Here is a 24,265-nt window from a genome sequence, read left to right as displayed (position 1 = left end):
CGTCTAAATCTTTTTACATTGAATAAAAACACCCCAAATCATGGGAAGAAAACCAGAACGAAAAAACTCAAAAAATAAAATTAGAAGACCATCCGATGATGCCGCAAACTTGGCACGTCGAATACTCCAATTTTTAGACTCCAACTATGGAGAAGAATTCAACTCCAAACAGATTACCAAAAAGCTGGAAATCCGTGACTCCCTCCTAAAAGGCGGGGTCGAACCGATTCTCCAGCAACTTGTTGATTCCGGAGCTGTATCCAAAAATTCACGCAACTACTTCAGCTCAACTAAGGATCCTTCCTTTATCACAGGAACCGTGGATTTTGTAAATCCACGATTTGCCTTCATCATTCCGGATAATCCGGAAGTAGCAGATGGAGATATTTTGGTCAAAGATGCCGACCTCAAGCAGGCGCTTGATGGAGATAAAGTTCGGGTGATGCTTTTTCCATTGAAAGGAAAGACCGGCCGGACAGAAGGGCGAGTGCTTGAAGTCATGGAACGGAGCCGAGACGAATTCGTCGGGCGGGTGGAGATTTCCCCCCGCTTTGCTTTCGTAGTACCGGATTTCAAAAAAATGCACAAGGATATCTTCGTGCATCGTGGCGAACTCATGGGCGCAGAGCACAATGAAAAAGTCATCGTCAAACTCACCGAATGGCGGGAAGATGATAAAAATCCTACCGGCAAAGTCATCCGGGTCCTTGGGAAAGCCGGATTGCACGAAGTGGAAATCCACTCCATCATGGCGGAGTTCGGGCTTCCGTTCGAGTATCCTCAGGAGCCGGACGCTGAGGCAAATGAGATCTCAGAAAAGATCACAGAAAAGGAAATCAAAGCCCGAAAGGACTTCAGAGATGTACTGACCTTCACGATTGATCCTGCTGATGCCAAGGATTTTGATGATGCGATATCATACCGAGTTCTGGAAAATGGAAACTTGGAAGTAGGCGTACACATCGCTGATGTGACGCATTATGTCAAGCCAAAAACTGCTTTGGAAAAAGAAGCCTTCAACCGGGCTACTTCGGTTTACCTGGTGGATCGGACGATTCCGATGCTACCCGAAAGGTTGAGCAATGGACTCTGTTCACTTCGTCCAAATGAAGATAAATTGACCTTTGCCTGCGTCTTTGAAATGGATCGGAATGCGAACGTACTCAAGCATTGGATCGGGAGAACCGTCATCCATTCTGACCGAAGATTCGCTTACGAAGAAGCACAGGAATGCATCGACAATCAAGCCGGAGACTTCTTTGAAGAATTGACTTTGCTCAATAACTTGGCAAAAATGGTCCGAAAGAAGCGGTTTGATCAGGGTGCGGTAAACTTTGAAACCGTCGAAGTCAAATTCAAATTGGACGAGGCAGGTAAGCCACTTGGACTTTTTGTCAAAGAGCGAAAAGACATTCACAAGCTGATCGAGGAATTTATGCTTTTGGCTAATAAGTATGTGGCCGAATTCATCTTCAAGAAAAATAATGGCATGGATACCTTCGTGTACCGAACTCACGACAGCCCGGATATAGACCGTCTTGAAACGTTCTCCGGCTTTGCAAAGCGCTTTGGTCATCAGATGGATGTAACCAATGTCCAAAAAATCTCAGCAGCCCTGAACAAACTCATGGATGAAATACAGGGTAAACCTGAGCAAAATGTCTTAGAGCAATTGGCTATTCGCAGTATGGCCAAAGCCAAATACACCACGGAGCCTAAGGGTCACTTTGGGTTGGCCTTCGCACATTACACCCACTTCACCTCCCCGATTCGTCGCTATCCGGATATGATGGTTCATCGACTTTTGGAACATTATCTCGATGGAGGCAAATCTCCTGAAGCTGAGTCGTGGGAACAAAAGTGTCTTCATTCCTCAGAGCGTGAAAAGCGAGCTGCCGATGCAGAACGCGCTTCCATCAAGTACAAGCAGGTGGAATTTATGTCTCTTGCTGAGCAGAAGGATTACGAGGGTATTGTCGCCGGTGTGACCGAGTGGGGAGTTTTCGTAGAAATCACCGAAACCAAATGTGAGGGAATGATCCGAGTTCAGGACATGGATGACGATTACTATGAATTTGATCAGCGGAATATGCGACTGGTTGGCAGCAAAAATAAAAAAATGATCACTTTGGGTGACAAAGTAATGGTCAGGGTAGTTAATACCGACATCGACCGAAGAACTATCGATTTGGAATTTGCAGATAATGACAGAAAAAAGCCTCGCCCACGCCCTTTTAACAAGGCTTGAGCATCATATTACCTCTCACAGTTTCGGAGAATCACCCCGGGAACTTTACGAACCCATCAGCTACATCATGAGCCTCGGAGGGAAGCGGATCAGACCGCTTCTTTCTCTTTTGGCTTATGGACTTTATGGCAAAAACCCTGAAGAAATATTAAGTCAGGCGGCAGCTGTGGAAGTTTTTCACAACTTCTCGCTGATGCATGACGACATCATGGATCAAGCCCCACTGCGAAGAGGCAAAGCGACTGTTCATGAAAAATGGAATGCAAATATTGCTATCCTTTCGGGGGATGTGATGCTCGTAAGAGCCTATGATTTGCTTTTGGGAACTGATCCAAAATTGCTTTCTGAAGTCATCCGCCTTTTCAACAAGACAGCAGCAGAAGTTTGCGAGGGACAGCAGTTTGATATGAACTTCGAAGCCTATGAAACAGTGCATGAAGACGAGTATCTCAACATGATCCGTCTCAAAACTGCGGTTTTGTTGGGTTTTGCTTTGCAGCTCGGAGCAATTTTAGCCGGTGCAGAAAAAGGGGACGCGGATAAACTTTATGAGTTTGGAGTTGATATTGGAATTGGTTTTCAGCTTAAAGATGATTTGTTGGACGTATTTGCCGATCAGGCTAAGTTTGGAAAGCAGGTCGGTGGAGACATCATTTCGAATAAAAAGACATTCCTTTTGATCAAAGCATTGGAGCTTGCCAAAGGAAAAGATGCAGAAGAGTTGAATTATTGGCTTTCGCTCAAAGAATTTGGCAAAGCAGAAAAAGTAACTGCCGTCAGAGCACTTTATGAAAAACTGGGAATCAAATCGCTTACCGAGGCGAAGATGAATTCCTATTTCGATGCCGGATTTGCGCAGCTGGAAAGCATTCATTTTTCCAATCCGGAATATTACCAAGCACTCTACGCCATCACTCAAGACCTGATCCACCGGGAAAAATAAGCCATGGAATTATCGTTGACAGTTATCATTATCGCAATCACTGCGATCACGAGTATTCTTGCATTTAACCGCCCTGAGATGATGGACCGGTGGATGTTTATGCCCTATCGGATCAAGCATCGCAACCAGTGGGACCGCTTTGTGCTTTCGGGTTTTATCCACAAGGATTACATGCATTTGCTTTTCAATATGTTCACCTTTTACTTCTTTGGAGGTGTGGTGGAAATGTTCCTGCGGTACAAGTTTGGTGTCGTATTGGGAGGAGTTTTATTTGTGGCTTTTTACATTCTGGGAATAGTCATTTCAGATTTACCCACTTACAAAAAGCACCAAGATGACAGTTATTACCGGGCTTTGGGTGCATCGGGGGGAACGGCCGCAACTGTTTTTGCAAGTATAATTTTGATGCCCTTGTCGGACATCTGCTTCTTCGGGATCATTTGTCTGCCGGGATTCATTCTAGGCGTTCTTTTCCTGATCTATTCTTATGTCAAAGGAAAACAGGGAGGGGACAACATCAACCACGATGCGCACCTATACGGGGCGATTTTCGGAATTATTTTCATTCTGATTCTCTCGCCTTCCAGTGCCATGATGTTTGTGGAGCAGATTAAGGATTTTAGTTTGTTTTAAAAGAAAAAGACCTGGCAGGTTTTGAAAACCTAGAAGGTCTGAACTATCATTTTTTGATCATCTTACCGAGCATTTCTTTCAGGTGTTGTAATTCTTTCTCAGCTTCCGATAGGTTTTTTTTGGGGGGGGGGGGGGTGATAAATGTATCCCATTTTCGGATAATAATTTTAGGACATCCAGGCCATATATCTCACCCATTTTTGCCAATTGAATTACAGAAGGCTGAGTTTTCCCTCTCTCCATATTGGACAAAGTTTTTTGAGCAATGCCCAAAAGTTCCGCTACTTCGTGCTGACTCATCCGTTTGGATTCTCTCGCTCTCTTGAGATGATGGCCTAGTTCCATGGGTTAAAAGTTTAATTGGCTTGGTAAAAATTTACTGAATTTTAGTAAATACGGTATAGTCTTTACGATTCGTATTTTTCAAATTTATCTAATCATTTTAAACGACAAAATTTTAGTCCAATTTTTATTTCATGGCAATGGATAACTGTTTGATAGTTTGTAAAAGCTTATTGTGGTCCTTGGGAGTCCCTTTTACACCGCGTTTTCTGGTGGAAAAATTGAGCACACATCCTGAACCGGAGTCCTTATTGGCTATCTCGGATACTTTGGCTGAGTACAAGCTAGAAAGCCTTGCCCTCCAACTTGGGGAAAATAAATTGGATCAGCTTCTCTTTGCGCAGATCATGCTGTTTTTAGACAGAATGAGTGTGGAAGTACTTCGAGGATGGATTTTGCTGCACCTGACTACCTTTATTCTGAAAAAACTTGTAAAATTCAGACAATTTATCTGATCTGGTCCACCCCATGAGAGCTCTCTATTTTATCTTCTTCTTTTTTGCTTTTGGAAGCATATCTGCTCAGACAGTCAGCGGAGTGGTGCAGGAAAAAGGCTCTGGCCTTCCGCTTCCTTTTGCCAATATTTTTGTCAACAACACCACTCAAGGAATAGCGACTGATGGTGAGGGGAAGTTTAGCTTATCCGGTGATTTCCCTGCTCAGATTGAGTTGGTCGCTTCATTTGTGGGCTATGTGACGCAAGTCAGGACCATCTCATTTGAGAACAACAATGAGGTGAAAGTGATTTTTGAGCTGGCATTTAATGAGTCCAATCTTTCCGAAGTGGAACTGAAAGCCAAGCGCGATAAATCTTGGGAGCGGAATTTTCGAAAATTTGAAAGTGTTTTTTTGGCATTACCTGATGATCCCTATAAATCTCAGATAGAAATCTTAAACCCCTGGGTAATAGAATATGATAAAATAAATCCTGATAAGGGGGCGAATTACATCAGAGCGTATGCGAAGGAGCCACTCTTGATAAAAAACGAAGCACTCGGATATGAGATTGAATATCATTTGCAAGATTTCAGAATGTTACGAACTGGATCTAGTTTTTCAGGTCAGGTATTTTTTAGGTCACTTAATTCATCTGATTCAAAAGAACAATTTAGGTGGGAACAGGCTCGGCAATCAAGCTACATAAGTTCGCTTAGACATTTAAACCAATCTATTTTATTGAACGTATCAAATTCTGTTTATTTTGAAATGTTTAGAGTGGTATCTGGGCAATTAGATCGAAGAAGGACTAATGTGTTTAACTTAGAATTAAACGAGACGATTATCCCCTTGGAAAACAGTTCTATCTTGAGAAGACCTTTAGGAGACAAGACTTTTCGAATTTTTCTTCCCGACAAAATTGAAATTCATCACTTGGGAAAAAAATGGGGGAATGATTACTACAAAGATATCTTCAACCCAATTAGCTGGATTGAAGCTCCCGATGGTTATTACGATATCGATCGAAACGGAGTACTCATCGACCCAACTAAGTTAATATTGTCAGGTTATTTGGCACGAGAGCGGGTAGCAAGAGCACTTCCACTTGACTTTGAAGTCAAGCCTACCTTGGCATTGAGCCATGAAAAATCACAAATTTCAAATTCAAAGGCTGAATTTCAAATCAATAAACTCCGGGAAAAAGTCTGGCTGACCACAAGTAAGCCCTATTTCTATCCCGGCGAGACAGCCTGGATTGGAGGGAGGGTACTTTACCAAGATCCATTTCTGGCGGATTCCCTGAGTCGGGTACTCTATGTGGATATCCTCAAAGCAAATAATGAGATCGTGCAGTCGGCTACCTTTCCCATTTTGCAGGGTAAAATCTCAGGTGCGCTTGTGTTGGCTCAGGATTTAAGTCCGGGAGATTATGGACTGAGAGCTTACACCCATTGGAATCGTAATTTTCCCGAAAGTGATCAATTCATAGCTCCATTTATTGTGATGGAGGCTGGTTTTATACCTGAATTGACAGAAGCAGCAAAAGAATCCTTTCCTGGGAACATAAAGGTTAAATCAGATGCTGAGCTCAGTGATTCGCTGAACTTTCGTATGATGGATTTACAGTTGACTTTTATGGATGAATTTGATAACCCTATTGCCGCAGAATTTGTGCTCTCGATCTCAGATGCGGATCAGGTGACGGAATTGACTGAAGAGAGTAGCTTGGAGCAAGCCACGGAATGGCTAGATGAAGATTTGCCAGAAACTTTTCAGAACAGGCTAAGCTATTCAGTGGAGTACGGAATTTCCCTAAAAGGGAAATTTATTCCCGATAATCAGCGTCAGGGACTAATCCAGCCCATCACGATAGTTCGGGGAGATTTGGAAGATTATGGTCAGGTCATGACAGATTCTTCAGGTTACTTTTGGGCGACTGGGTTAAGTTATCAAGACACTGCCCAGATAGCAGTGGCTGCCGTGAATCAAAAGCTCAAACCATTTGGATCAGTGGAACTAGAATCATTAGGTAAACCAGAACTTGGAGTCGACCTGCCTAAACTTACCTATCAGAAAGTACCTATTTTATCCAAAGATTATTTTTTGGATACCTCTGGAGATTACATGCTTTTGGAAGAGTTTGTAAAAGAGGAAACTCGTGAGAGAGAAACCATGGCCGAGCGAAATTACGGATATGGAGCACCGACCCAAGAAGTTGGTCCCAAGGAATTGGAAAAACTAACAATGCCAGAAATTTTAGGATTACTTCGATTTAATACAAACACAGCAAAATTTGGAAACTATAATTTTGGTGAAAAAGTAGGTGCCCCCCTTTTAATTTTGGACGGATCACCGAGGCCGTATATGGAAAAAGGAGAATTATTGGATTTTCTACTTAATTCAATAGAGCCGTCTCAACTCCTATCCATCAAAGTTTATTCTGACAATATCAGTAAAGCTGTTTTTGGAATGGCTGGATATGCAGGGGTAATTATGATTGAGACCAAAAAGGGTTTTAGAATAAACCCTGAAATCCAAACAAAATTCAATTCCGAAGGCTTCCAGTTTTTTACTGTTCCAGGTTTTACAGCTTTCCCTGAGTTTTCGAAAGCGCCATCATCAGATCGATATCTAACTAAAAAACCAACAATTTATTGGGATCCGCTGGCAGAAACCACCGATGGTGTATATAAGGTCAAAATTAAGGTTCCGTATGGCGTCGAGCGCTTTAGCATCAAAGTAGAGGGCAGAAGTTTGGATGGAGAGGTGATATTTGAAATGATTGAAATAAATAAATAGCTATTTTAAGGTAAATAAAAACGTCTTTTTCAAGTTTTACTTTTCATAATTTATAGATAAATAAAATCTTGAAAAAAACTTTCCCCCTTTAAACCCAACCCGATTCCAAAGACTGTGGACCCACTTGCTTGCGAATAATCTCAAAGCACTTTGGGAAGCTCATTTCCTTAAAAGAAATCCGGGAAATATCGGAGACCACTCGGGAAGGAAGCAGCCTATTGAAGCTTAGTGATGCAGCAGAGGCGATGGGATTTAAGACCATCTGTGCCAAGTTAAGCTTTGAAAATTTTATAAAGAGTACCTCAGCCTACAGCGAAGTGGATAATCAAAGGGCAATTAGGAATAGCCAATTGAGTAACTATTTACTGAAACTTAGTAATTAGGGTATAGGTATTCGCTTAATAACCAGATAATTTGACATCTAATGATTGGAGATTCCAGTCAAGATTCTTAAACATAAAAATATTTAACATGAAAAAGTTAAGCTTAGAAATGCTCAAACTCTCTTCAGAAGAAGTGCTCGAGCGAAGTCAAATGAAATCAGTAATAGGCGGTGGAAGATTTAGATGTACATGCTACAACAGTGTGGGTAGTTGGACCGGTAATTATTCGGATAAAGCTACAGCAGAAGCACAAGGAGGAGGTGATTGTGCATCAGGTATTGCTCAATGTTATGAGATCATTCAATGACAATTTTTAAAAGGATCCAATCAGGAATTGATTTTCCTGATTGGATCCATTTTCTTATCAAAATGAAAAAATCAATAATCATCCCTCTCTTTTTAATAGGAGCATTATTCTCGTGCAAAGAAAAGTCCGTTTCACCTTTATCAAAAGACCTTTCTAAAATTGACACCCTGATTTTTAGCTCCGAGAATGAAATCATCGATCTAGGAGAAGAAGGTGAATTCTTGGCTTCTTCAGCGATGTCAGATGATGCCTCTTCTTACTATATTTTCAACCTTGAAAAGAGATTTTTATACACCCTTGATTTAAAAACAAAAAAACTTCTCTCGACCTTAAAAATGCCTTCCGAGGGTCCTGATGGTATTGGAGACTGGCTGATAGACTTTCAGCGATTGGATGACCAAAACTTTATCGCACAAGGTGATAATGTTTTCTATTTTTTTAATTTGGAAGGAAGACTAGTGGATAAAATACGTGTAGATCACCTGTTTTATTTTAATCCTGAATTGGCCAAAAAATTCTCTAATGTTGGGTTCTTATATAAGGCTGAACAATTCCACTTCACGACAGGAGAAATTGGCGCGATTGAGTCGGAGGTTCTAAGCTATAATCCGAAAAGCGACTCAATTCTTCTAAGAGAGATTCCATCCGTCGATTTGATAAAGAATTCATCTATGATTTCCATGGTCAAATCCTTCACCTTCTATTCTTCTCCTTCTTTTGTAATTAATGATTTTTCCGGCGGATTTCTAATCGTAAACCGTAGCTTACCCAATATGACCGCTTACTTGGATAATGGAGATACAGTAAACACCAAGCCTAACAGTTCAAAGTTTTTCGAAGACTTGGTGCCGATTGAAGAAATTTTCAGAGCCAAAAATGATACGGAAGAAAAGGAGTTTAAAAAGGAATTAGAAAAGCGGATGAACTTTCTACGACCTGTAGCCGATGAAAAAAATGAAAAGCTCTATAGACTCGGCTATCGACTGGCTTCGGATGGTATTTCCTATGACAACTTTTTATTTGAATATGATCTGGATTTGACCTTGACAAGGGAGACTCAATTGGAAGGAGTCAAAATCAAACCCAAGAAGATGTTTCTCAAAGAATCGACTTTTTACCTAGCAGCACCTTTTGACGACGAACCTGGTTTGCTGATTTTTGCGAATCCTTTTTAATGGCTTTATCTAATTTCTAGAATTGAATTCAACCTAAGCATGGATTGATTTCTAAAATAAGCCCACAAAGTCTCTAAAATTATCTTTTGATATCACCATAAAATCAGCTGGATAGGTTTCCAAAAAAAGGGATGGCTTCTTGACTTTGGCATTTGGATTCCATTTGAATTCAAATGCGGAAATTCTTCCATCTGCCTCCTCCAAGTAATCAATCTCTTGCTGCTGTTTGGTGCGCCAAAAAAACGTATTCGCATACGCCCGATGGTAATGATTTCGCTTTAGTCGCTCGGTGATCAAAAAATTTTCCCACAAGGCTCCAATATCATTTCGAAATTCGAATGGATTGAAGTTCTGAATTAGGGCATTTCGAATTCCATTATCATAAAAATAGATTTTCCGGTTGGTCTTAATTTCGTTTCGAAGATTTCTGCTGAATGACGTGAGTGGATAAATGATACAAGACAGCTCAAGTAGGCGGATATAACTGGAAACGGTGTTTTTATCTACTCCGGTTAACTGAGCCAATTCATTGTAGCTGACCTCGGAGCCGAGTTGAAAAGCAAGTGCTTGAAGGATCTTCTCCAAGACCTCAGGTTTTTTGACGGTAGCAAAAGCGAGAATATCCTTAAACAGATAGCTTTGCGTGATTTCATTCAGAATACCCCGCTCTTCTCCGCGATGATTGATGACATCTGGATAAAAGCCAAAAATCAGGCGATGCTCCAAATCCCGCAAAGCATCCAAATAGCCAACCGATTTCTCATATTCTTCATAGGAAATGGGATAAAGAAAATATTCAAATTTTCTTCCGGTGAGCGGCTCATGGGTATTGCTTCTAAGTTCGAAGGCAGAAGAACCACTTAAGATCAATTGCACCTGCTTAAATTGATCATGAATAATTTTAGCAGTGATTCCGATGTTTTCGATTCGTTGAGCTTCGTCGATAAAAATAATTTTGGAGTTGCCAATGAGGGTTTCGATTTGCTTGGTGTTGGGATTGGTCAATTGCTGTTTGACCAGCAGATCATCTCCGTCCAGAAACAAAAACGCTCGATCTTTAAGTATCTCGCGAACCAGAGTTGTTTTGCCGACCTGCCTTGCTCCGATCAGTACGATGGTCTTCCCTTTAAATAGTTTTGCAGAAAGCTTTTCTTTAAGTATTCTTTGGATCCTATTTTCATTCATTCACCAAAAGTAATTCTTTTTGGTGAATTGATTCACCAAAAGTTATATTTTTTGGTGAGTTAAACTGTCATAGAACCTAAGGTGAATCGATATGAATCTAGGCACCCACTTGTGCGGAGCTATTTTTGGGATTGTGTTTAATCTGATTCTTTCTCCCACGAGTGCGGGGATGTTTTTGGAGCAGATTAAGGATTTCAGGTTGTTTTGAAAAAGAAAGACCTGGCAGGTTTACTGAGTCATTTTTTGATCATCTTCCCGAGCATTTCTTTCAGGTGCTTTGCTTCTATTTCGACCCCAACTAGTTTTTTTTGGAAAGGGTCAATCGACTGCTCGTTTGGCTAGTTTGCGGTGGTTTAGGCTGGTGGAATCCCCAATAAAGCCGAATATTTAGATTGTAATCGAAAATTTAGGCCCTTTTTTTGGATTGTAATCGAAAAATTAAGCAATTTTGAATTCCAATTTACAGAAATGATCAAACGCAAACTATCAGAAAAGCTAATCCAAAGCTGTTTCAAAGGTAAAGTAATCATCCTTTTGGGAGCTCGGCAGGTCGGCAAGACCACCTTATTGAAAGAATTGGTAAAAGAGATCAATTCACCTTATACCTGGTTCAACGCAGATGAAGCAGATATTTTGGAAGCCTTTACTTCTGCCGTGACAAGTACCCAATTGATTCACCTGATTGGTACAGATTCGAAATTAGTGATCATAGATGAAGCCCAACAAATTCCTGATATCGGAAAGAAACTAAAGCTAATTTATGACAATCGACCTGACATTCAGCTGATTGTGACAGGCTCCTCTGCATTTGATCTTCAAGATCAAACTTCAGAGCCACTTACTGGCAGGAAGAGAACCTTTCATCTCTATCCAATTAGTTATTTGGAAACAGAAAATCTCACTTCTGCTTTGGAGGCCAAACGATTGTTGGACACTCGTCTCATGTTTGGATTTTATCCTGATGTAGTCAATAATCCAGGAAAAGAAAAAGAACTTCTGATCGAAATAGCCCAAAGCTATCTCTACAAAGATGTACTGAGGTTGGACGGCATCCGCAAACCAAGCCATCTGGAAAAACTATTAAAGGCTCTGGCATTTCAAGTGGGCAGTGAGGTAAGCTATAATGAATTAGCCCAAATCATCGGAAACATTGATACCGCAACCGTGGAGAAGTATCTGGATTTATTAGAGAAGGCCTTCGTCATTTTCAAACTTCCTGCCTTCAACCGAAATTTGAGAAATGAAATCAAAAAAGGGAAGAAATATTACTTCTTCGACAATGGCATCCGTAACGTACTGATCAATAATTTCACCTTGCCAGAAATGCGGGTAGATAAAGGTGCCTTATGGGAAAATTTCTTGATCTCAGAGCGGTTGAAAGCTAACACCTATGCCGGAAGATTTGTCAACAGCTACTTTTGGAGGACCCACGATCAGGCTGAGATTGATTACCTCGAGGAAACTGATGGAATCCTTCATGCATTTGAATTGAAATGGCAGGATAAAAAGGTCAGATTTCCTGCATCCTTCCTTCAGTCTTATCCCAATCATCAGACGAATGTCGTGAGTCGAAGTAACTTTGAGGGATTTGTCAGGTAGTTCTAAATCGAATCTTTCAGTAGATCAGGTTTGAGTTTTTCCTACGTTCCGCTAGCTGGTTTTGGCTAGCAATCCTGATGGATTGGTAAGATCGGATTCTTTATAGTGTATGGTTCTGATGTAAAAAAAAGACCTTCGAGGTTTTTTAAAACCTCAAAGGTCTGAACTATCATTTTCTAATAATCTTCCCGAGCATTTCTTTCAAGTGTTGTAATTCTTTCTCAGCTTCCGATAGGTTTTTTTTTGGGGGGGGGGGATAAATGTATCCCATTTTCGGATAATAATTTTAGGACATCCAGGCCATATATTTCACCCATTTTTGCCAATTGAATAACCGAAGGTTGTGTTTTACCACTCTCGATATTGGATAATGTCTTTTGTGAAACTCCTAAAAGCTCGGATACTTCATGCTGGCTTAGTCTTTTGGATTCTCTGGATTTTTTCAGGTGATGGCCTATTTCCATTCGGAAAAAGGTTAATTGGGTTAGTAAAAATTTACTGAAAGTTAGTAAATACGGTATAGTCTTTTAAAAACGTAATGTTCAAATTTATCCAATAATTTTAAACGGCAAAAAATTTAGTTGAATTTTTATTACCAATCAATGGAAAACTGTTTGATCATTTGCAAGAGATTACTGGAGTCACTTAAGGTACCATTCACCGGGAAATTCCTGAAGGAAAAGATACTCACCCATCCCCAGTATCCAAGCTTACTTTCCCTCTCAGATACCCTGGAGGAGTATGGAGTGGAATCTGTAGCAGCCAAGCTGGGTCCGGAGCGATTGGATGACTTTCCTTTGCCGGGAATCGTGCAGGTATCGCTGGCAAATGGTACTTTCTTTAATGTGATCACGGCTGTTTCTGAAAATATGGTTTCCGTATTTGATGAAAAAGGAAAGCAAAAGGATATATCCCGGTTGGATTTCCTGAAGATGTGGACTGGTGTGTGTTTACTGGTTGAAACCAAGGAAAATGCAACCGAACCGGAAATCGGGCAAAAGACCCGGGATCAGCGTATCATTCGAGGTTTAGTGGTGCTAGGTGTAGTTAGCTTCTTGTTAGGATTGGGACTTGGCCTAGTTGAGAATGGATCTTCAGGATTGTTCCTATTCTATTTTTTGCTCAAGTTACTGGGATTGTCTATCTCGGGTGTGCTGCTCTGGTATCAGCAAGACAAGGAAAATCCTACTCTTCAGAAATTTTGCTCGGGTGGGAAAAGTGTTGATTGCAATTCCGTGTTGGATTCAAAGGCGTTCCAGTTATTGGACGGCAGGATCAATCCCAGTATGCTGGCATCCGCTTACTTCTTTGCCGGGTTGGGACTGCTGGTGAGCTCAGCTTTATTCTCCATGCCATTCCTTGCCTGGTTAAGTATGACAACCATTCCTGTGGTGATCTACTCCTTTTATTATCAGGGGATGGTTATCAAGAAGTGGTGCAGGTTCTGTTTGTTGATTCAGGGGGTGTTGGTTTTGGAAGCCCTGGCAGTATTGGGGGGGTTTTTGGGAAGGAGGGCTTTCTTTTTCAGCTCTTGGCTTGTTTCTTTTTCTTTTCACTGGAGTGGTCTTGGGAGGCGTGTGGATCAAACCTATGCTTGGACGGCAGGATGAACTATATAAGGCAAAGAGAGATCTCGCTAAACTTAAGAGCAATAAGCAACTATTTCAAGCAGCATTTTCACAATCCAGAAAGATGCAGAACGTACCTCAGGGTCTTGGGATATTGATGAAGGGGGAAACGCCGAAACACCAAGTCATTAAAGTCTGCAGTCCGTATTGTAATCCCTGTTCCCGGGTTCATCCGGTGTTGGAAAGCCTTTTTGATACGGGAAATATTGACCTTCAGATTCTTTTTACACCCGGTAGAGGGGACGAGCAAAAAGAAAAAACAGTCCGGCATTTACTGGCTATAGAGAGTAAAGGTGATTCAAAACTTACGCAACAGGCTTTAGATGATTGGTACGGAGCTGAGAAGAAAGACTATAGTGCATTTGCTGCCAAATATCCGATGAATGGTGAACTGATACAACAGGAGGAAAAAATGAAGGCTATGGAGGATTGGTGTGAAAAGGAAAACATCTCTTATACACCAACCCTGTTTATTGACGGTTATGAACTGCCTAAGGAGTATAATGTGGAGGATCTGAAGTATATACTCACCTAAATAAATGGAAATCTTTAGGGTGGGATAATAAATATTCAATCGCGATGAATGGTCAGAGACTCTGGCTGACCTTAATGTCTGGGGAATGGGTAAACTTTAAAACCAAAAAAAAACAATGAAAAGGTTAAGTTTAGGTAAACTTAAAATCTTTAATGAGGAATTGATTAGTAGAACACAATTAATTTCAATAATTGGAGGTTCAGGAGAAGACGGTGGCACTTGCGGAAAATGTAAGGATGATCCACCAGCTGGTGGGGCGCCTTGGTCATGTTTTGAGAATACGGGACCAGGATTTTCATGTCTGTGTGTTTATAGAAAAGCAGGAGAATCTGGATGTGATGATTAAGTAAAGTATCTCCTCTTCTAAAAAAATAGAAGAGGAGTCTTTAAAATTATTGGAAGCCTCAAAATAGTTCAGAATGGAAAAGGTTATAAATGAATACTTAGATTTTATCGGAATAAAATATTCAAAAATTTTTTTAAGAAATTTAATTAAGTCAAATCCAAATTATCCAAAAGAAATAAGTGTTTATGATGCACTTAACAAAATTGGACTTAAATATTATGCCTGTAAATTGAGTAAGGTTAAAATTTATTCATTAGATTTTCCATTTTTGATCTATTTAGATGCTGAGGAAGAATTCAAATTTGTTAAGAATAAAAGCGACTTAGACCTTTTGAAAGAAATTGGAAATGATAGGGAAGGGATTGTGGTTGTGATAACAGCGGAAGATAATTTTATACTAAAAAATTCAGATCATTACAATACTTATAAAAAGGAAAGGCTTTTTAAATTTATGTTATCCTTAGTTTTAGTATGCCTGTTTATAGTGGTAATTGGATCTATGTTTTTCGGTTTAGAGAGAGGATTTAACACTACTGTTTTACTGGCTTTTGCAGGAATAGTATCAAGTATGTTTTTGCAGGCCAAAGAATTTGGTGTTAATTCAAGAGAAATAGAGCAGTTTTGTAAAGGAGGGAAAAATTTAGATTGTGACTTGGTAACAACATCAAATTATTCCCGAGTTTTTAAAAATGTAAGTTTAACGAATGTGTCAACATCATATTTCGCAGCATTGTTAGTGAGTTTAGTGTTTGTAGGTTACCAACAGAATCTCCTTTTGCAACTCAGTTCGTTTTTGTTTTATTTGTTTTTAGCAAACATCCCGATAGTGCTTTGGTCATTGTATATTCAATATTTCAAATTGAAAGCATGGTGTAAATTTTGTTTAATTATAGATAGCGTTTTAGTGTTGTTGTTTATCCAGTATTGGTTTTTCAATGATGAAAAAATGAATTTCAATAGTAATATTATATCACCAACTGTCGCCTTTTCTTTTGTATTTTTTTTAATTCTACTTTGTATTTTGCTAGTAAAAAATAAATCAGATGATTTGAAAGAACTAGAACATAATTTAAATCTTTCAAGAAGGATTGTAAATTCTGAATCTGTTTTTAAGTCCTATGTTTATAATCAGTCTTATTATGATACAGAGTGTTTTGAAAATGAAATCTCGATAGGAAATATTGACAATCCAATAAAAATATTAGTTGTAAAAAATCTATATTGTAAGCCTTGTAGGGAACATTTTTATAAGATTATTAATCTTTTTCAATTGTTTCCAAATATTTATCATATTACCTTTCGGTTCAAAGTGTCAGGGAAAGATATTGATAAAGATCCAACAACAGGTGAATATTTGATTCAATACTGGGCTCAAAAGATAAAAGGATCAAATTATCAAGATATAGAAACAATAGATTTTTTAATGAATTGGTCTAAAATTCGTGAATTAGGTAAATTTATGGAAAGTTACCCATTGAAGTCTGATTTTAAGATTGGCAAGGAAATAGATCAAAGGCAACTTAATTAGATTGTTTCAGCTGGCATTTATAGAACTCCTACCACATTTTTTAATGGCTACATATTGTCTCCCAATTATCAGGTTAAAGATTTGATTTCCTTAACTCCTGAATTGATCGGTGAAAAGTTTCTTTCTTGATCTGGAGTCTTGAATTAATATTCATTTATACTTAAACTAATAGACATGATTAGAAATTTGATAAAATTGGGAGTCCTTGGATTAATTGCTATTACTTCTTGTGAAAAAGCAAATAAGGAAATTGTTAAATCAATCGATATTCAACTTGACTATCATTTTGACACAGTAATTATTGAGAGAAATGATCATTTTCTGTTCTTGAATATGGGGTTAACTATGTCCGACTTTTCCGAATATGATAATAAATTGTATAACCTAAATCCATATAATGGAGAAGTTGAGGTTATAGATATTTTAAAAGGAGAGTTGACTGAAGTGATTCAATATGATTTCGATGGCCCTAATAGTATACGGACTTTATTTACATCTGGAATCAAAAAAGGGTCTAATGGAAACGTGTTTTTTTTAGATCAATATATTGTTCATGTATTGGATTCTTCAAACAATAAAATATCTAGTGTTAGAATTGATAAGAGTTTTCTAAGTGGGGATAGATTGCCCGATAAGGTTGATATGGATCCAATGGGTAAAATTAGTGCCACTGGGTCAAAGTATGTTACATTTTATCGAGAATTTCCAGAGATTGGAGGCAGGTTGTTAGGTATAGCAATTGTTGATTTGGTTAGTCTTTCCTTAAAAATTATACCTATTGAATCATTGAACGATTTGAATGAATTTGATATTAGGTTGAAGATAGGTGATGAAATAAAAAGAACGTCATCTGCTTCTAATTATATTTCTTGGCACGAATCAAATGTTATTATATCTAACTCAGTAAGAAATGAAGTTTTATACTATGATTATTCCAAAGATAGTTTAAGTCACTTATTTTTCACAAGTTCTTTCACTTCTGATTCTAATAGTAAAAGAAATTTGATTGCAAATAATGATGAAGAAAGTTTTGATAATATGGTTAGTGATAAATTTGATAAAGTTAATTTTGGTCCAATTATTCAAGATTCTAAGAATGGATTATTCTACCGATTTAGTCAAGAACATTCTGGTTATGTAAATGGTGAAAAGAATTATAAGCATGTGTTAGCTATCTTTGATAAAAATTTTTCTTTAATTCATGAGGAAATGTTAAATATTAATGGAACTAATTCATTTAGATTATTTTTTGGAAAATCATTTTTTATTGACAACATTCTTTATTGCTATTTAAATATTAATGATGAAATGGCATTTGTAAGACTTCATTTTAATTTCAATAATTTGTAATTTTACGTATTTATCTATATTTCGTATTATAAACATACCTATATTTTGAGCATCAATTTCCCCTTTTACAGACAACCCGATTCAAAAGACTGTGGACCTACCTGTCTAAGGATTATTGCTAAGTACTATGGTAAGCTTATATCCCTACAAGAAATCCGAAATCTTTCAGAGACTACTCGTTCAGGAAGCAATTTGCTTAAACTCAGCGATGCGGCTGAAGAAATGGGGTTTAAGACTATAGGGGTAAAATTGGATTTTAATAGGCTAAAACAAGCCCAAATGCCCCTAATCGTCCATTGGGACAATAAACATTTTATAGTAGTTTATCGAATAGAAAATGGTAAGGTTTTTCTTTCAGATCCGGCTTATGGATTGATCACTCTGACAAAAGAAGAGTTTGTATCACGTTGGATTGGGAATAATGCCACAGAGAAAAGTAAGGAAGGAATTACTTTGCTTCTTGAACCGACTCCCAGGTTTAAAAAATTGAAATGGGAAAATACAGATAAGCGTTCCCTGGGCTTTCTTTTCAAGTACCTGTTCAAATATAAAAGTTTGATTGTCCAACTGGGCATCGGTTTGCTGGTAGGCAGTTTACTCCAGCTGATTTTTCCATTTTTGACCCAGAGTATCGTAGATATCGGGATTCAAAACCAGAATATCGGGTTTATCTATCTGGTCTTGATAGCACAGGTGATGTTGTTTTTTGGACGGACCAGCGTTGAGGTGTTTCGAAGCTGGATACTGCTCCACCTCAGTACCCGGATCAATATCTCCCTGGTTTCTGACTTTTTTATCAAGCTGATGAATCTTCCCATTTCATTCTTTGACACACGGATGACCGGGGATATCATGCAGGGGATCGGAGACCATCGAAGGATAGAGACTCTTCTGACAGGCACCTCTTTAAACACCTTGTTTTCTTTTTTCAATCTGTTTGTATTTGGTGCTGTGTTGGTGTACTACAGTCTCCATATCTTTCTGATTTTCATGGGAGGTAGTGCGCTTTATATTTTTTGGATTCTCTATTTTATGAAGCGGAGAAAAGAGCTGGATTACATGCGCTTTGCCCAGCTCAGCAAGGAGCAGAGTACCGTGATCGAACTGATCAACGGCATGCAGGAAATCAAGATGAATAATGCCGAAACCCAAAAACGTTGGAAATGGGAGTTTGTACAGGCCAGTCTTTTTCAAGTGTCGATCAAGACACTCGCTTTGGAGCAGACCCAGGGAGTGGGATCTTCAGTAATCAACGAGCTGAAAAACATATTGGTCACCTTTGCCTCAGCGATCCTGGTGATAGAGGGCCAGCTTACACTGGGGATGATGCTTTCTCTTCAGTATATCATCGGCCAACTGAACGGTCCGATTATGGGAATAGTGACCTTTGTACGTACCTATCAGGATGCCAAGATCAGTTTGGAGCGGCTCAATGAGATCCACGACAAGGAAGATGAGGAAAGCCGTGACAGGCAGCTGGTACATGAGATCACCCCCGGAGAGAATATGAGTGTCCACAAGCTCAGCTTTCGTTACTTGGGAGCTGAGGAAAATGTCCTCAAAGAAATAAGCCTTTCAATTCCTGCCCAAAAAATCACAGCAATAGTAGGGGCCAGCGGATGCGGAAAAACTACCCTGATGAAGCTCCTCCTCAAATTTTATGAGCCGTCCAAAGGGGAAATCAGCTACGGAAGACATGGCTTGGAATCCATCTCGCCCCGGAGCTGGAGAGCCCATTGCGGGGTGGTCATGCAGGAAGGGTATGTATTCAATGATACCATTGCCAGTAATATTGCAGTAGGAGAGGAAGTTGTTGATCATGACCGACTGGTCATGGCTTCACAAACTGCCAATATCTATGACTTTATCCAATCCCTCCCCCTGAGATTCAATACCAAAATCGGAAATGAGGGTGTAGGGATCAGTACCGGGCAAAAGCAACGTTTGTTTATTGCCCGTGCAGTTTATAAAAATCCGGAGATCCTCTTTTTTGACGAAGCAACCTCTGCCTTGGATGCCAAAAATGAGCGTGTTGTGATGGAAAACTTAAATCGGTTTTTGAAAGGGAAGACGGTCTTCATCATCTCCCACCGACTCAGTACGGTAAAAAATGCGGATCAGATCATTGTAATGGATGAAGGGGAAATTAAAGAAACAGGAACCCATGAAGAATTGGTTTTACAAACGGGAGTGTATTACGATCTGGTGAAGAATCAATTGGAACTGGAAAAAATCAGAGAAAACTAGGCATGCCCGAAAATCCCCATACTATTGACAATCTACAGCTCAGATCCGAGGAGGTCCAGGAGATTATTACGACACCTCCGGCATGGCTGATTCGGTGGGGGATCACACTGGTGTTTTTGATTACCTGCGGTTTGATTTTTTTGTCCTTTTTTATCAAATATCCTGATTTTATCATGTCTAGGGTAATGGTAACCACGGTGGAACCAACCGAAAAAATGATAGCCAGAACCTCAGGGCAGATCGATAGAATATGGGTGAGCAATGGCGAAAAAGTTAAGGTTGGTCAGCTATTGGCCAGCATAAAAAGTACTGCTGACGTTCACAGTGTACTGTTACTGAAAAAGATACTGGATGAGATTCCCTTTGGGAAAAATAACGGGTTTTTCTTTCCTCTAGATTCTCTTTCGGATGTGGTCTTGGGGGAAATAGAACTGGCATTTGTGGAGTTTGAACGAGGCTATATGGAATTCAGACTTCTCGAAAGGCTTCAGCCATCCCAAGTCCAGCTGGAAGGGAATCGGCTGTCCATCCTGGAAATCCATGAAAGGCTTACTAGCCAATTGGCCCAAAAGGAGATTCTGGAGAGAAAGGTTATTTTGGTAGAGACGGACTTCAAACGAAATAAGATGCTCTATGAAGGTGGGGTAATCGCGGCCAAAGACTTTGAGAGCCGGGAGATGGAATATCTTCAGGTGCAGGAACAGGTCAATGGAATGGCGATATCAATTTCCCAACTTCAAGAAGCTTTGGTTAATGCCGGGCAAACCCTAAAAAGCACTCAGGTATCCAAGGAGCAGGATGAATCCAGGGCATTAATTAGTCTTATCCAGTCCTATCATGGCTTGAAGCGGGCTGTGAAGGAATGGGAGCGTAATTATGTGCTGATTTCCTCCACCAATGGAGAGGTCAGCTTCCAGGGAGTCTGGGGAGAACATCAATTTGTTCAGGCAGGTGAGCACGTTTTTACCATACTACCTGACCAGAGGTCAGAACTCCTGGGCAAAATGACTGTCTCTTCGCAAAATACGGGCAAAATCTCCATGGGGCAGCGGGTATTGATCAAGCTTGATAATTTCCCCTTTCAGCAGTTCGGAACCCTTAGAGGGGAAGTAGGCAGTATATCAGTCTCCCCTGATGAAGAAGGAAATTATGTGGTGTATAGCTCCCTTCCTGAGGGAACAAAAACCTCCTACGGAAAGGATATTCAGCTAAAGCAAGAACTGCTGGGTACGGCGGAAATCATAACAGAAGACCTGAGTGTGGCGGAAAGACTGTTTTTCAAACTAAAATCAATAACCGAGTATTAGTTAATCAAGCAATTAATAATAAGCGATGGAACAAGCATTGGAAAAACTTCATGAGATCAACGGATATCTGGTGGAAAATGCCAAAGGGGAAAATGGGTTGGGCTTGCTGCACGGAAAGTTGGGTTTAAGTATCTACTTCTATCATTTGGCAAGGAAAACCGAAAATCAGGAGTTCCTTGAGGCAGCGGAGAATCTGGTAGGTGAGATTTTTGAAAAGTTGGGTCAAGCCAAACTTCCTGCTGATTTCGAAAATGGTCTGGCAGGTATAGCTTATGGCATCAGTTATCTGGTCAATTCAGATTTTGTGGAAGCGGATCTGGACGATACTTTGGGGGAGCTGGACGATAGGATTTTTAAGTTTTTGGAAGATCAAAAAGGGAAGCTCGCTGCAAATGTAAGAAACGGCATTATCGGTTATCTGCTTTATTGCCTTGACCGCTTAGAGAATTCCTTAAAGTCTGGTCATACTAGCAATATTTATATTTTTCAAAAGCTTGGAGCCGAACTGCTCAATCACCTAGGGCAATTGGTTGAAGAAGAGAAGCTACAAAACCGAGAACCACAGCTTTTCAGCATCTTTTGGGATCTCCCTCTGGCACTGATACTATTGGCCAAGTCGAAAAAACTACAAGTCAACGCCTTCAAAGCGGAAAGAATTCTGGACTACTTGCTTCCATCTCTGATTTCCCTTTTTCCAAATCTCCATAGCAATAGAATATATCTGGTACTGGGAATCGAATCAGTTTTGAAAGAGATCGAGCATCCTATTTTGAAAAGGCATGCCTCCTTTTTGAAAAGCAACATCGATGTAAAGACGATTTTCAACACAGAATGTAAAAACCTAAACATCTGTGTTTTGGATGGGGTGAGTGGTTTGAGATTGATTTCAAAAATGATTGCTGAAATCACCGGAGATGATTCCTTTATACCGTCAGATAAGCTAATTTTTCGTAAAATCAATAAATCAGAATGCTGGGGAGAGGAAGTCTTTTACAGTCTTTTTAAAAAAAGTATCGGACTGGTATCAGGGTTACCTGGGATTGGTTGGACTTTATTGGAGAGCCTATCCGACGTGGCGGATTTGGAGGTGGAGAAAAAATCTGAAATCGTAAAAACAGGGTGATATGAAAAAGATTAATTTAACCGACTTTACATTTTTGATTCCCTTGCGGATTGATACAGTCAATCGTTTGGAGAACACATTAATCACTATTGGCTATATACAGGCTAATTTTAATACCCACGTAAGCGTATTGGAGGCTGCGGGAAGGAATACCGGATTGCTTAACAGGTTATTGCCTCAAGAGGTAAACCACGTTTTTATCGAAGATATGGATACTATCTTTCATCGGACCAGATACATTAATCAATTGGTTAAGTCAGTCGACTCCGAGTATATCATTGTGTGGGATACGGATATTATAATTCCCATTAAACAGCTTAACAAAGCTGTTGAGCTATTGAGAAAAAGAGAAGTTGACTTTGTCACTCCTTTCAAGGATAAGTTTTTGGATACATCAGATATAATAAGAGATCTATATATTCAATCACGCGATATTGATATTTTGGAAATGCACAAGGGTAAAATGAAGCCCTTGTACACTCCCAACCCAGTAGGTGGAACATTTCTGGCCCACCGGAAAACTTATATTGAATCAGGGATGGAGAATGAAAAATTCTATGGTTGGGGAAGAGAAGACGGAGACCGGGTGAATCGTTGGAAGATTTTGGGTCATAGGCATCAGCATGTTGAAGGCGAATTGTATCATCTTACACATGAACGTGGGATAAACAGCAAATTTCACAGCCCAAACCAAGATTCCAGAAAGATGACAGAACTAAATAGAAATCTTGCCATGTCAAAAGAAGAGTTGAGGAAGGAAATAAAGTATCAAGATAAACTAAATATTGATCAGATTAACATAATTACTTAACTCTAGAAACAATCCCTGAAAAGATATTTTGAAATAGGTTATGAATGGAAACAACGCAATACAAACCCTTTGGGCTGGAAACAAATTATCAAAAATGGAACTATTAAGCCTAAAATCCTTCCGATTTAATTCCAATGAAATTCATTTATACCTTTACGAGGATTTACTAGACTTACCAAATGGCGTAACTATACATGATGCCAATAAGATTATTCCAGCAGAAAAAATTTTCAAATACAAAAATAATGGAAGCTATGCTGGCTTTGCTAATTTATTCAGATACAAGCTGCTTTTAGAAAAAGGGGGTATTTGGAGTGATTTGGATATTATCTGTATAAAACCAATTTCTATAGCGGAAGATTATTTATTTGCCTCTGAGCGATTACCGGATGAAAGTGTGCAAGTCAACAACTGTTTTATCAAAGCACCTGGAAATTCACCGATAATAGAATATTGTTACAATATTGCTTTAAATAAAAAACCGGAAGAACTGCATTGGGGAGAAACCGGGCCAAGATTACTCACACGGGCTGTTTTACAATTTGGGCTTGAAGAATATGTATTAGACCCAGCGGTAATCTGCCCCTTGGATTATTGGAATTGCCCAGATTTGGTTACTAAGCCTTTGAATGACATCATTACCGAAGAAACTTTTACAGTTCACTTATGGAATGAAATGTGGAAAAGAAATTCCTTAGACAAATGCATGACATTTGACCCGAATTGCGCTTATGAGGTACTTAACAATATGTTTTCGATCATTCAGTGATAAAAAAATGGAATGAAATTTAATTGCTAAAATTATATCATAAGTCTGAATAAATAAATAGTAGTGGGAAAAATCGTAAAACCTGAAATAATTCTTCAAAAAAGATAAAATTAACTATACATATACGACTTTTTCAGTAAATATTTACTGAAACTTAGTAAAAAAGGAATAGGCTTTATTTTATGATCTTCAGAAATTGGCTTAAGGAAAGAAACAGAGAATCTGTTTCAAAACATTAAACAACTAAAAAAATGAAAAAGTTAAATTTAGGAAGATTGAAGCTTACCTCTGAGGAGGTTCTTGAGCGAGAGCATATGGCTGGTATTTACGGGGGGTTAGGGAGTAGTCAGAATTGTTGGACGAATTGCGTTGAAGGCTGCGGAGGAAATACCGATAATTGCGATCGAGATACTGTGACATTTTTTTGTCAGGATAATGGTGGTCCCCAATCTTGTTCTTGTTGGTGATTCAATTTGGATAGTTTTCCCAGATTCACTATATATTTAAAGAAGGAGGCCTAGGCCTCCTTCTTTAAATATATAGTGTAGTATTTATGGGCCAAATCCCGT

General features: G+C 39.3%; 21 protein-coding genes. 18 read left to right on the top strand and 3 right to left on the bottom strand.

Annotated elements, in window-relative coordinates:
- Positions 1-40: 40 nt before the first annotated feature.
- From rnr to BLQ81_RS17520, 3 genes are read left to right on the top strand one after another with little or no spacing between them, the layout of a single operon-like run.
- On the top strand, positions 41-2,248 hold the full coding sequence (gene rnr, locus BLQ81_RS17530) for a ribonuclease R (RefSeq protein WP_092732867.1): 2,208 nt from the start codon (positions 41-43) through the stop codon (positions 2,246-2,248).
- On the top strand, positions 2,205-3,191 hold the full coding sequence (locus BLQ81_RS17525) for a polyprenyl synthetase family protein (RefSeq protein WP_092732864.1): 987 nt from the start codon (positions 2,205-2,207) through the stop codon (positions 3,189-3,191). The genes rnr and BLQ81_RS17525 overlap by 44 nt, the downstream gene beginning before the upstream one ends.
- Positions 3,192-3,194: 3 nt before the next feature.
- Positions 3,195-3,824 (top strand): rhomboid family intramembrane serine protease, encoded by a 630-nt coding sequence (locus tag BLQ81_RS17520; RefSeq protein WP_092732861.1) that lies wholly within the window; start codon positions 3,195-3,197, stop codon positions 3,822-3,824.
- A 78-nt stretch (positions 3,825-3,902) separates the two neighbouring features.
- Here BLQ81_RS17520 and BLQ81_RS23185 read toward each other — a convergent pair whose 3' ends face one another.
- Positions 3,903-4,169, bottom strand: coding sequence for a helix-turn-helix domain-containing protein (locus tag BLQ81_RS23185; protein ID WP_092732858.1), 267 nt, complete (start codon positions 4,167-4,169; stop codon positions 3,903-3,905).
- Between the two features lie 137 nt (positions 4,170-4,306).
- Here BLQ81_RS23185 and BLQ81_RS17510 point away from each other — a divergent pair, with 137 nt between their 5' ends.
- The 5 genes from BLQ81_RS17510 to BLQ81_RS17490 all read left to right on the top strand — a co-directional run bounded on the left by BLQ81_RS17510 (position 4,307) and on the right by BLQ81_RS17490 (position 9,268).
- Positions 4,307-4,621 carry a hypothetical protein gene (locus BLQ81_RS17510; protein WP_139183665.1) on the top strand — a complete coding sequence of 105 codons (315 nt, stop codon included), beginning with the start codon at positions 4,307-4,309 and terminating at the stop codon, positions 4,619-4,621.
- A gap of 13 nt (positions 4,622-4,634) precedes the next feature.
- Positions 4,635-7,403 (top strand): carboxypeptidase-like regulatory domain-containing protein, encoded by a 2,769-nt coding sequence (locus BLQ81_RS17505; protein WP_092732852.1) that lies wholly within the window; start codon positions 4,635-4,637, stop codon positions 7,401-7,403.
- Between the two features lie 128 nt (positions 7,404-7,531).
- Positions 7,532-7,786: a cysteine peptidase family C39 domain-containing protein gene (locus BLQ81_RS23180; RefSeq protein ID WP_217636681.1), complete on the top strand. Its 255-nt coding sequence runs from the start codon at positions 7,532-7,534 to the stop codon at positions 7,784-7,786.
- An 88-nt stretch (positions 7,787-7,874) separates the two neighbouring features.
- On the top strand, positions 7,875-8,093 hold the full coding sequence (locus BLQ81_RS17495; protein WP_092732849.1) for a TIGR04149 family rSAM-modified RiPP: 219 nt from the start codon (positions 7,875-7,877) through the stop codon (positions 8,091-8,093).
- Positions 8,094-8,155: 62 nt separating this feature from the next.
- On the top strand, positions 8,156-9,268 hold the full coding sequence (locus BLQ81_RS17490) for a DUF4221 family protein (RefSeq protein ID WP_175454271.1): 1,113 nt from the start codon (positions 8,156-8,158) through the stop codon (positions 9,266-9,268).
- A 51-nt stretch (positions 9,269-9,319) separates the two neighbouring features.
- Here BLQ81_RS17490 and BLQ81_RS17485 read toward each other — a convergent pair whose 3' ends face one another.
- Positions 9,320-10,453, bottom strand: a complete 1,134-nt coding sequence (locus BLQ81_RS17485) for an ATP-binding protein (protein WP_092732842.1) — start codon at positions 10,451-10,453, stop codon at positions 9,320-9,322.
- Positions 10,454-10,921: 468 nt separating this feature from the next.
- Between BLQ81_RS17485 and BLQ81_RS17480 the strand changes: the two genes are divergently transcribed.
- Positions 10,922-12,052 carry an ATP-binding protein gene (locus tag BLQ81_RS17480; protein ID WP_092732839.1) on the top strand — a complete coding sequence of 377 codons (1,131 nt, stop codon included), beginning with the start codon at positions 10,922-10,924 and terminating at the stop codon, positions 12,050-12,052.
- Between the two features lie 221 nt (positions 12,053-12,273).
- Here the strand turns inward: BLQ81_RS17480 and BLQ81_RS23175 are convergent, their stop codons facing one another.
- Complete coding sequence (locus BLQ81_RS23175; protein ID WP_092732836.1) at positions 12,274-12,516, bottom strand: helix-turn-helix domain-containing protein; 243 nt, start codon at positions 12,514-12,516, stop codon at positions 12,274-12,276.
- Between the two features lie 138 nt (positions 12,517-12,654).
- Here BLQ81_RS23175 and BLQ81_RS17470 point away from each other — a divergent pair, with 138 nt between their 5' ends.
- The 9 genes from BLQ81_RS17470 to BLQ81_RS17430 all read left to right on the top strand — a co-directional run bounded on the left by BLQ81_RS17470 (position 12,655) and on the right by BLQ81_RS17430 (position 23,696).
- Positions 12,655-13,662, top strand: coding sequence for a vitamin K epoxide reductase family protein (locus BLQ81_RS17470; protein ID WP_092732833.1), 1,008 nt, complete (start codon positions 12,655-12,657; stop codon positions 13,660-13,662).
- A gap of 82 nt (positions 13,663-13,744) precedes the next feature.
- A complete protein-coding gene (locus tag BLQ81_RS17465; RefSeq protein ID WP_139183664.1) occupies positions 13,745-14,215 on the top strand; it encodes a DsbA family protein in 471 nt (156 codons plus the stop codon).
- Positions 14,216-14,634: 419 nt separating this feature from the next.
- Positions 14,635-16,089 (top strand): vitamin K epoxide reductase family protein, encoded by a 1,455-nt coding sequence (locus BLQ81_RS17460; RefSeq protein ID WP_092732827.1) that lies wholly within the window; start codon positions 14,635-14,637, stop codon positions 16,087-16,089.
- A gap of 174 nt (positions 16,090-16,263) precedes the next feature.
- On the top strand, positions 16,264-17,439 hold the full coding sequence (locus tag BLQ81_RS17455) for a DUF4221 family protein (protein ID WP_092732824.1): 1,176 nt from the start codon (positions 16,264-16,266) through the stop codon (positions 17,437-17,439).
- Positions 17,440-17,484: 45 nt separating this feature from the next.
- Positions 17,485-19,686 carry a peptidase domain-containing ABC transporter gene (locus tag BLQ81_RS17450; protein ID WP_092732821.1) on the top strand — a complete coding sequence of 734 codons (2,202 nt, stop codon included), beginning with the start codon at positions 17,485-17,487 and terminating at the stop codon, positions 19,684-19,686.
- Between the two features lie 2 nt (positions 19,687-19,688).
- A complete protein-coding gene (locus BLQ81_RS17445; RefSeq protein WP_092732818.1) occupies positions 19,689-20,993 on the top strand; it encodes an HlyD family secretion protein in 1,305 nt (434 codons plus the stop codon).
- 25 nt (positions 20,994-21,018) lie between these two features.
- Positions 21,019-22,116 carry a lanthionine synthetase LanC family protein gene (locus BLQ81_RS17440; RefSeq protein WP_092732815.1) on the top strand — a complete coding sequence of 366 codons (1,098 nt, stop codon included), beginning with the start codon at positions 21,019-21,021 and terminating at the stop codon, positions 22,114-22,116.
- A 1-nt stretch (position 22,117) separates the two neighbouring features.
- The gene (locus tag BLQ81_RS17435) at positions 22,118-22,927 is read left to right on the top strand and encodes a galactosyltransferase-related protein (RefSeq protein WP_092732812.1); all 810 of its coding nucleotides are present in this window, start codon (positions 22,118-22,120) and stop codon (positions 22,925-22,927) included.
- Between the two features lie 94 nt (positions 22,928-23,021).
- Complete coding sequence (locus BLQ81_RS17430) at positions 23,022-23,696, top strand: glycosyltransferase (protein ID WP_175454270.1); 675 nt, start codon at positions 23,022-23,024, stop codon at positions 23,694-23,696.
- Positions 23,697-24,265: the final 569 nt, after the last annotated feature.

It is taken from the genome of Algoriphagus alkaliphilus, from assembly GCF_900103735.1.
GTDB classification, from domain to species: Bacteria; Bacteroidota; Bacteroidia; order Cytophagales; family Cyclobacteriaceae; genus Algoriphagus; species Algoriphagus alkaliphilus.
Note: the sequence above shows the minus strand (reverse complement) of the source record. Positions and strands in the feature narration are given on the sequence as shown.

What these genes read in the sequence shown, in the direction of transcription:
- BLQ81_RS17485 (WP_092732842.1), bottom strand. Translation starts at nt 10,453, where the DNA reads ATGAATGAAAATAGGATCCAAAGAATACTTAAAGAAAAGCTTTCTGCA.
- BLQ81_RS17440 (WP_092732815.1), top strand. Translation starts at nt 21,019, where the DNA reads ATGGAACAAGCATTGGAAAAACTTCATGAGATCAACGGATATCTGGTG.
- BLQ81_RS23175 (WP_092732836.1), bottom strand. Translation starts at nt 12,516, where the DNA reads ATGGAAATAGGCCATCACCTGAAAAAATCCAGAGAATCCAAAAGACTA.
- BLQ81_RS17480 (WP_092732839.1), top strand. Translation starts at nt 10,922, where the DNA reads ATGATCAAACGCAAACTATCAGAAAAGCTAATCCAAAGCTGTTTCAAA.
- BLQ81_RS17520 (WP_092732861.1), top strand. Translation starts at nt 3,195, where the DNA reads ATGGAATTATCGTTGACAGTTATCATTATCGCAATCACTGCGATCACG.
- BLQ81_RS17445 (WP_092732818.1), top strand. Translation starts at nt 19,689, where the DNA reads ATGCCCGAAAATCCCCATACTATTGACAATCTACAGCTCAGATCCGAG.
- BLQ81_RS17510 (WP_139183665.1), top strand. Translation starts at nt 4,307, where the DNA reads ATGGATAACTGTTTGATAGTTTGTAAAAGCTTATTGTGGTCCTTGGGA.
- BLQ81_RS17505 (WP_092732852.1), top strand. Translation starts at nt 4,635, where the DNA reads ATGAGAGCTCTCTATTTTATCTTCTTCTTTTTTGCTTTTGGAAGCATA.
- rnr (WP_092732867.1), top strand. Translation starts at nt 41, where the DNA reads ATGGGAAGAAAACCAGAACGAAAAAACTCAAAAAATAAAATTAGAAGA.
- BLQ81_RS17470 (WP_092732833.1), top strand. Translation starts at nt 12,655, where the DNA reads ATGGAAAACTGTTTGATCATTTGCAAGAGATTACTGGAGTCACTTAAG.
- BLQ81_RS17435 (WP_092732812.1), top strand. Translation starts at nt 22,118, where the DNA reads ATGAAAAAGATTAATTTAACCGACTTTACATTTTTGATTCCCTTGCGG.
- BLQ81_RS17460 (WP_092732827.1), top strand. Translation starts at nt 14,635, where the DNA reads ATGGAAAAGGTTATAAATGAATACTTAGATTTTATCGGAATAAAATAT.
- BLQ81_RS17525 (WP_092732864.1), top strand. Translation starts at nt 2,205, where the DNA reads ATGACAGAAAAAAGCCTCGCCCACGCCCTTTTAACAAGGCTTGAGCAT.
- BLQ81_RS17430 (WP_175454270.1), top strand. Translation starts at nt 23,022, where the DNA reads ATGGAACTATTAAGCCTAAAATCCTTCCGATTTAATTCCAATGAAATT.
- BLQ81_RS23185 (WP_092732858.1), bottom strand. Translation starts at nt 4,169, where the DNA reads ATGGAACTAGGCCATCATCTCAAGAGAGCGAGAGAATCCAAACGGATG.
- BLQ81_RS17465 (WP_139183664.1), top strand. Translation starts at nt 13,745, where the DNA reads ATGCAGAACGTACCTCAGGGTCTTGGGATATTGATGAAGGGGGAAACG.
- BLQ81_RS17490 (WP_175454271.1), top strand. Translation starts at nt 8,156, where the DNA reads ATGAAAAAATCAATAATCATCCCTCTCTTTTTAATAGGAGCATTATTC.
- BLQ81_RS17455 (WP_092732824.1), top strand. Translation starts at nt 16,264, where the DNA reads ATGATTAGAAATTTGATAAAATTGGGAGTCCTTGGATTAATTGCTATT.
- BLQ81_RS17495 (WP_092732849.1), top strand. Translation starts at nt 7,875, where the DNA reads ATGAAAAAGTTAAGCTTAGAAATGCTCAAACTCTCTTCAGAAGAAGTG.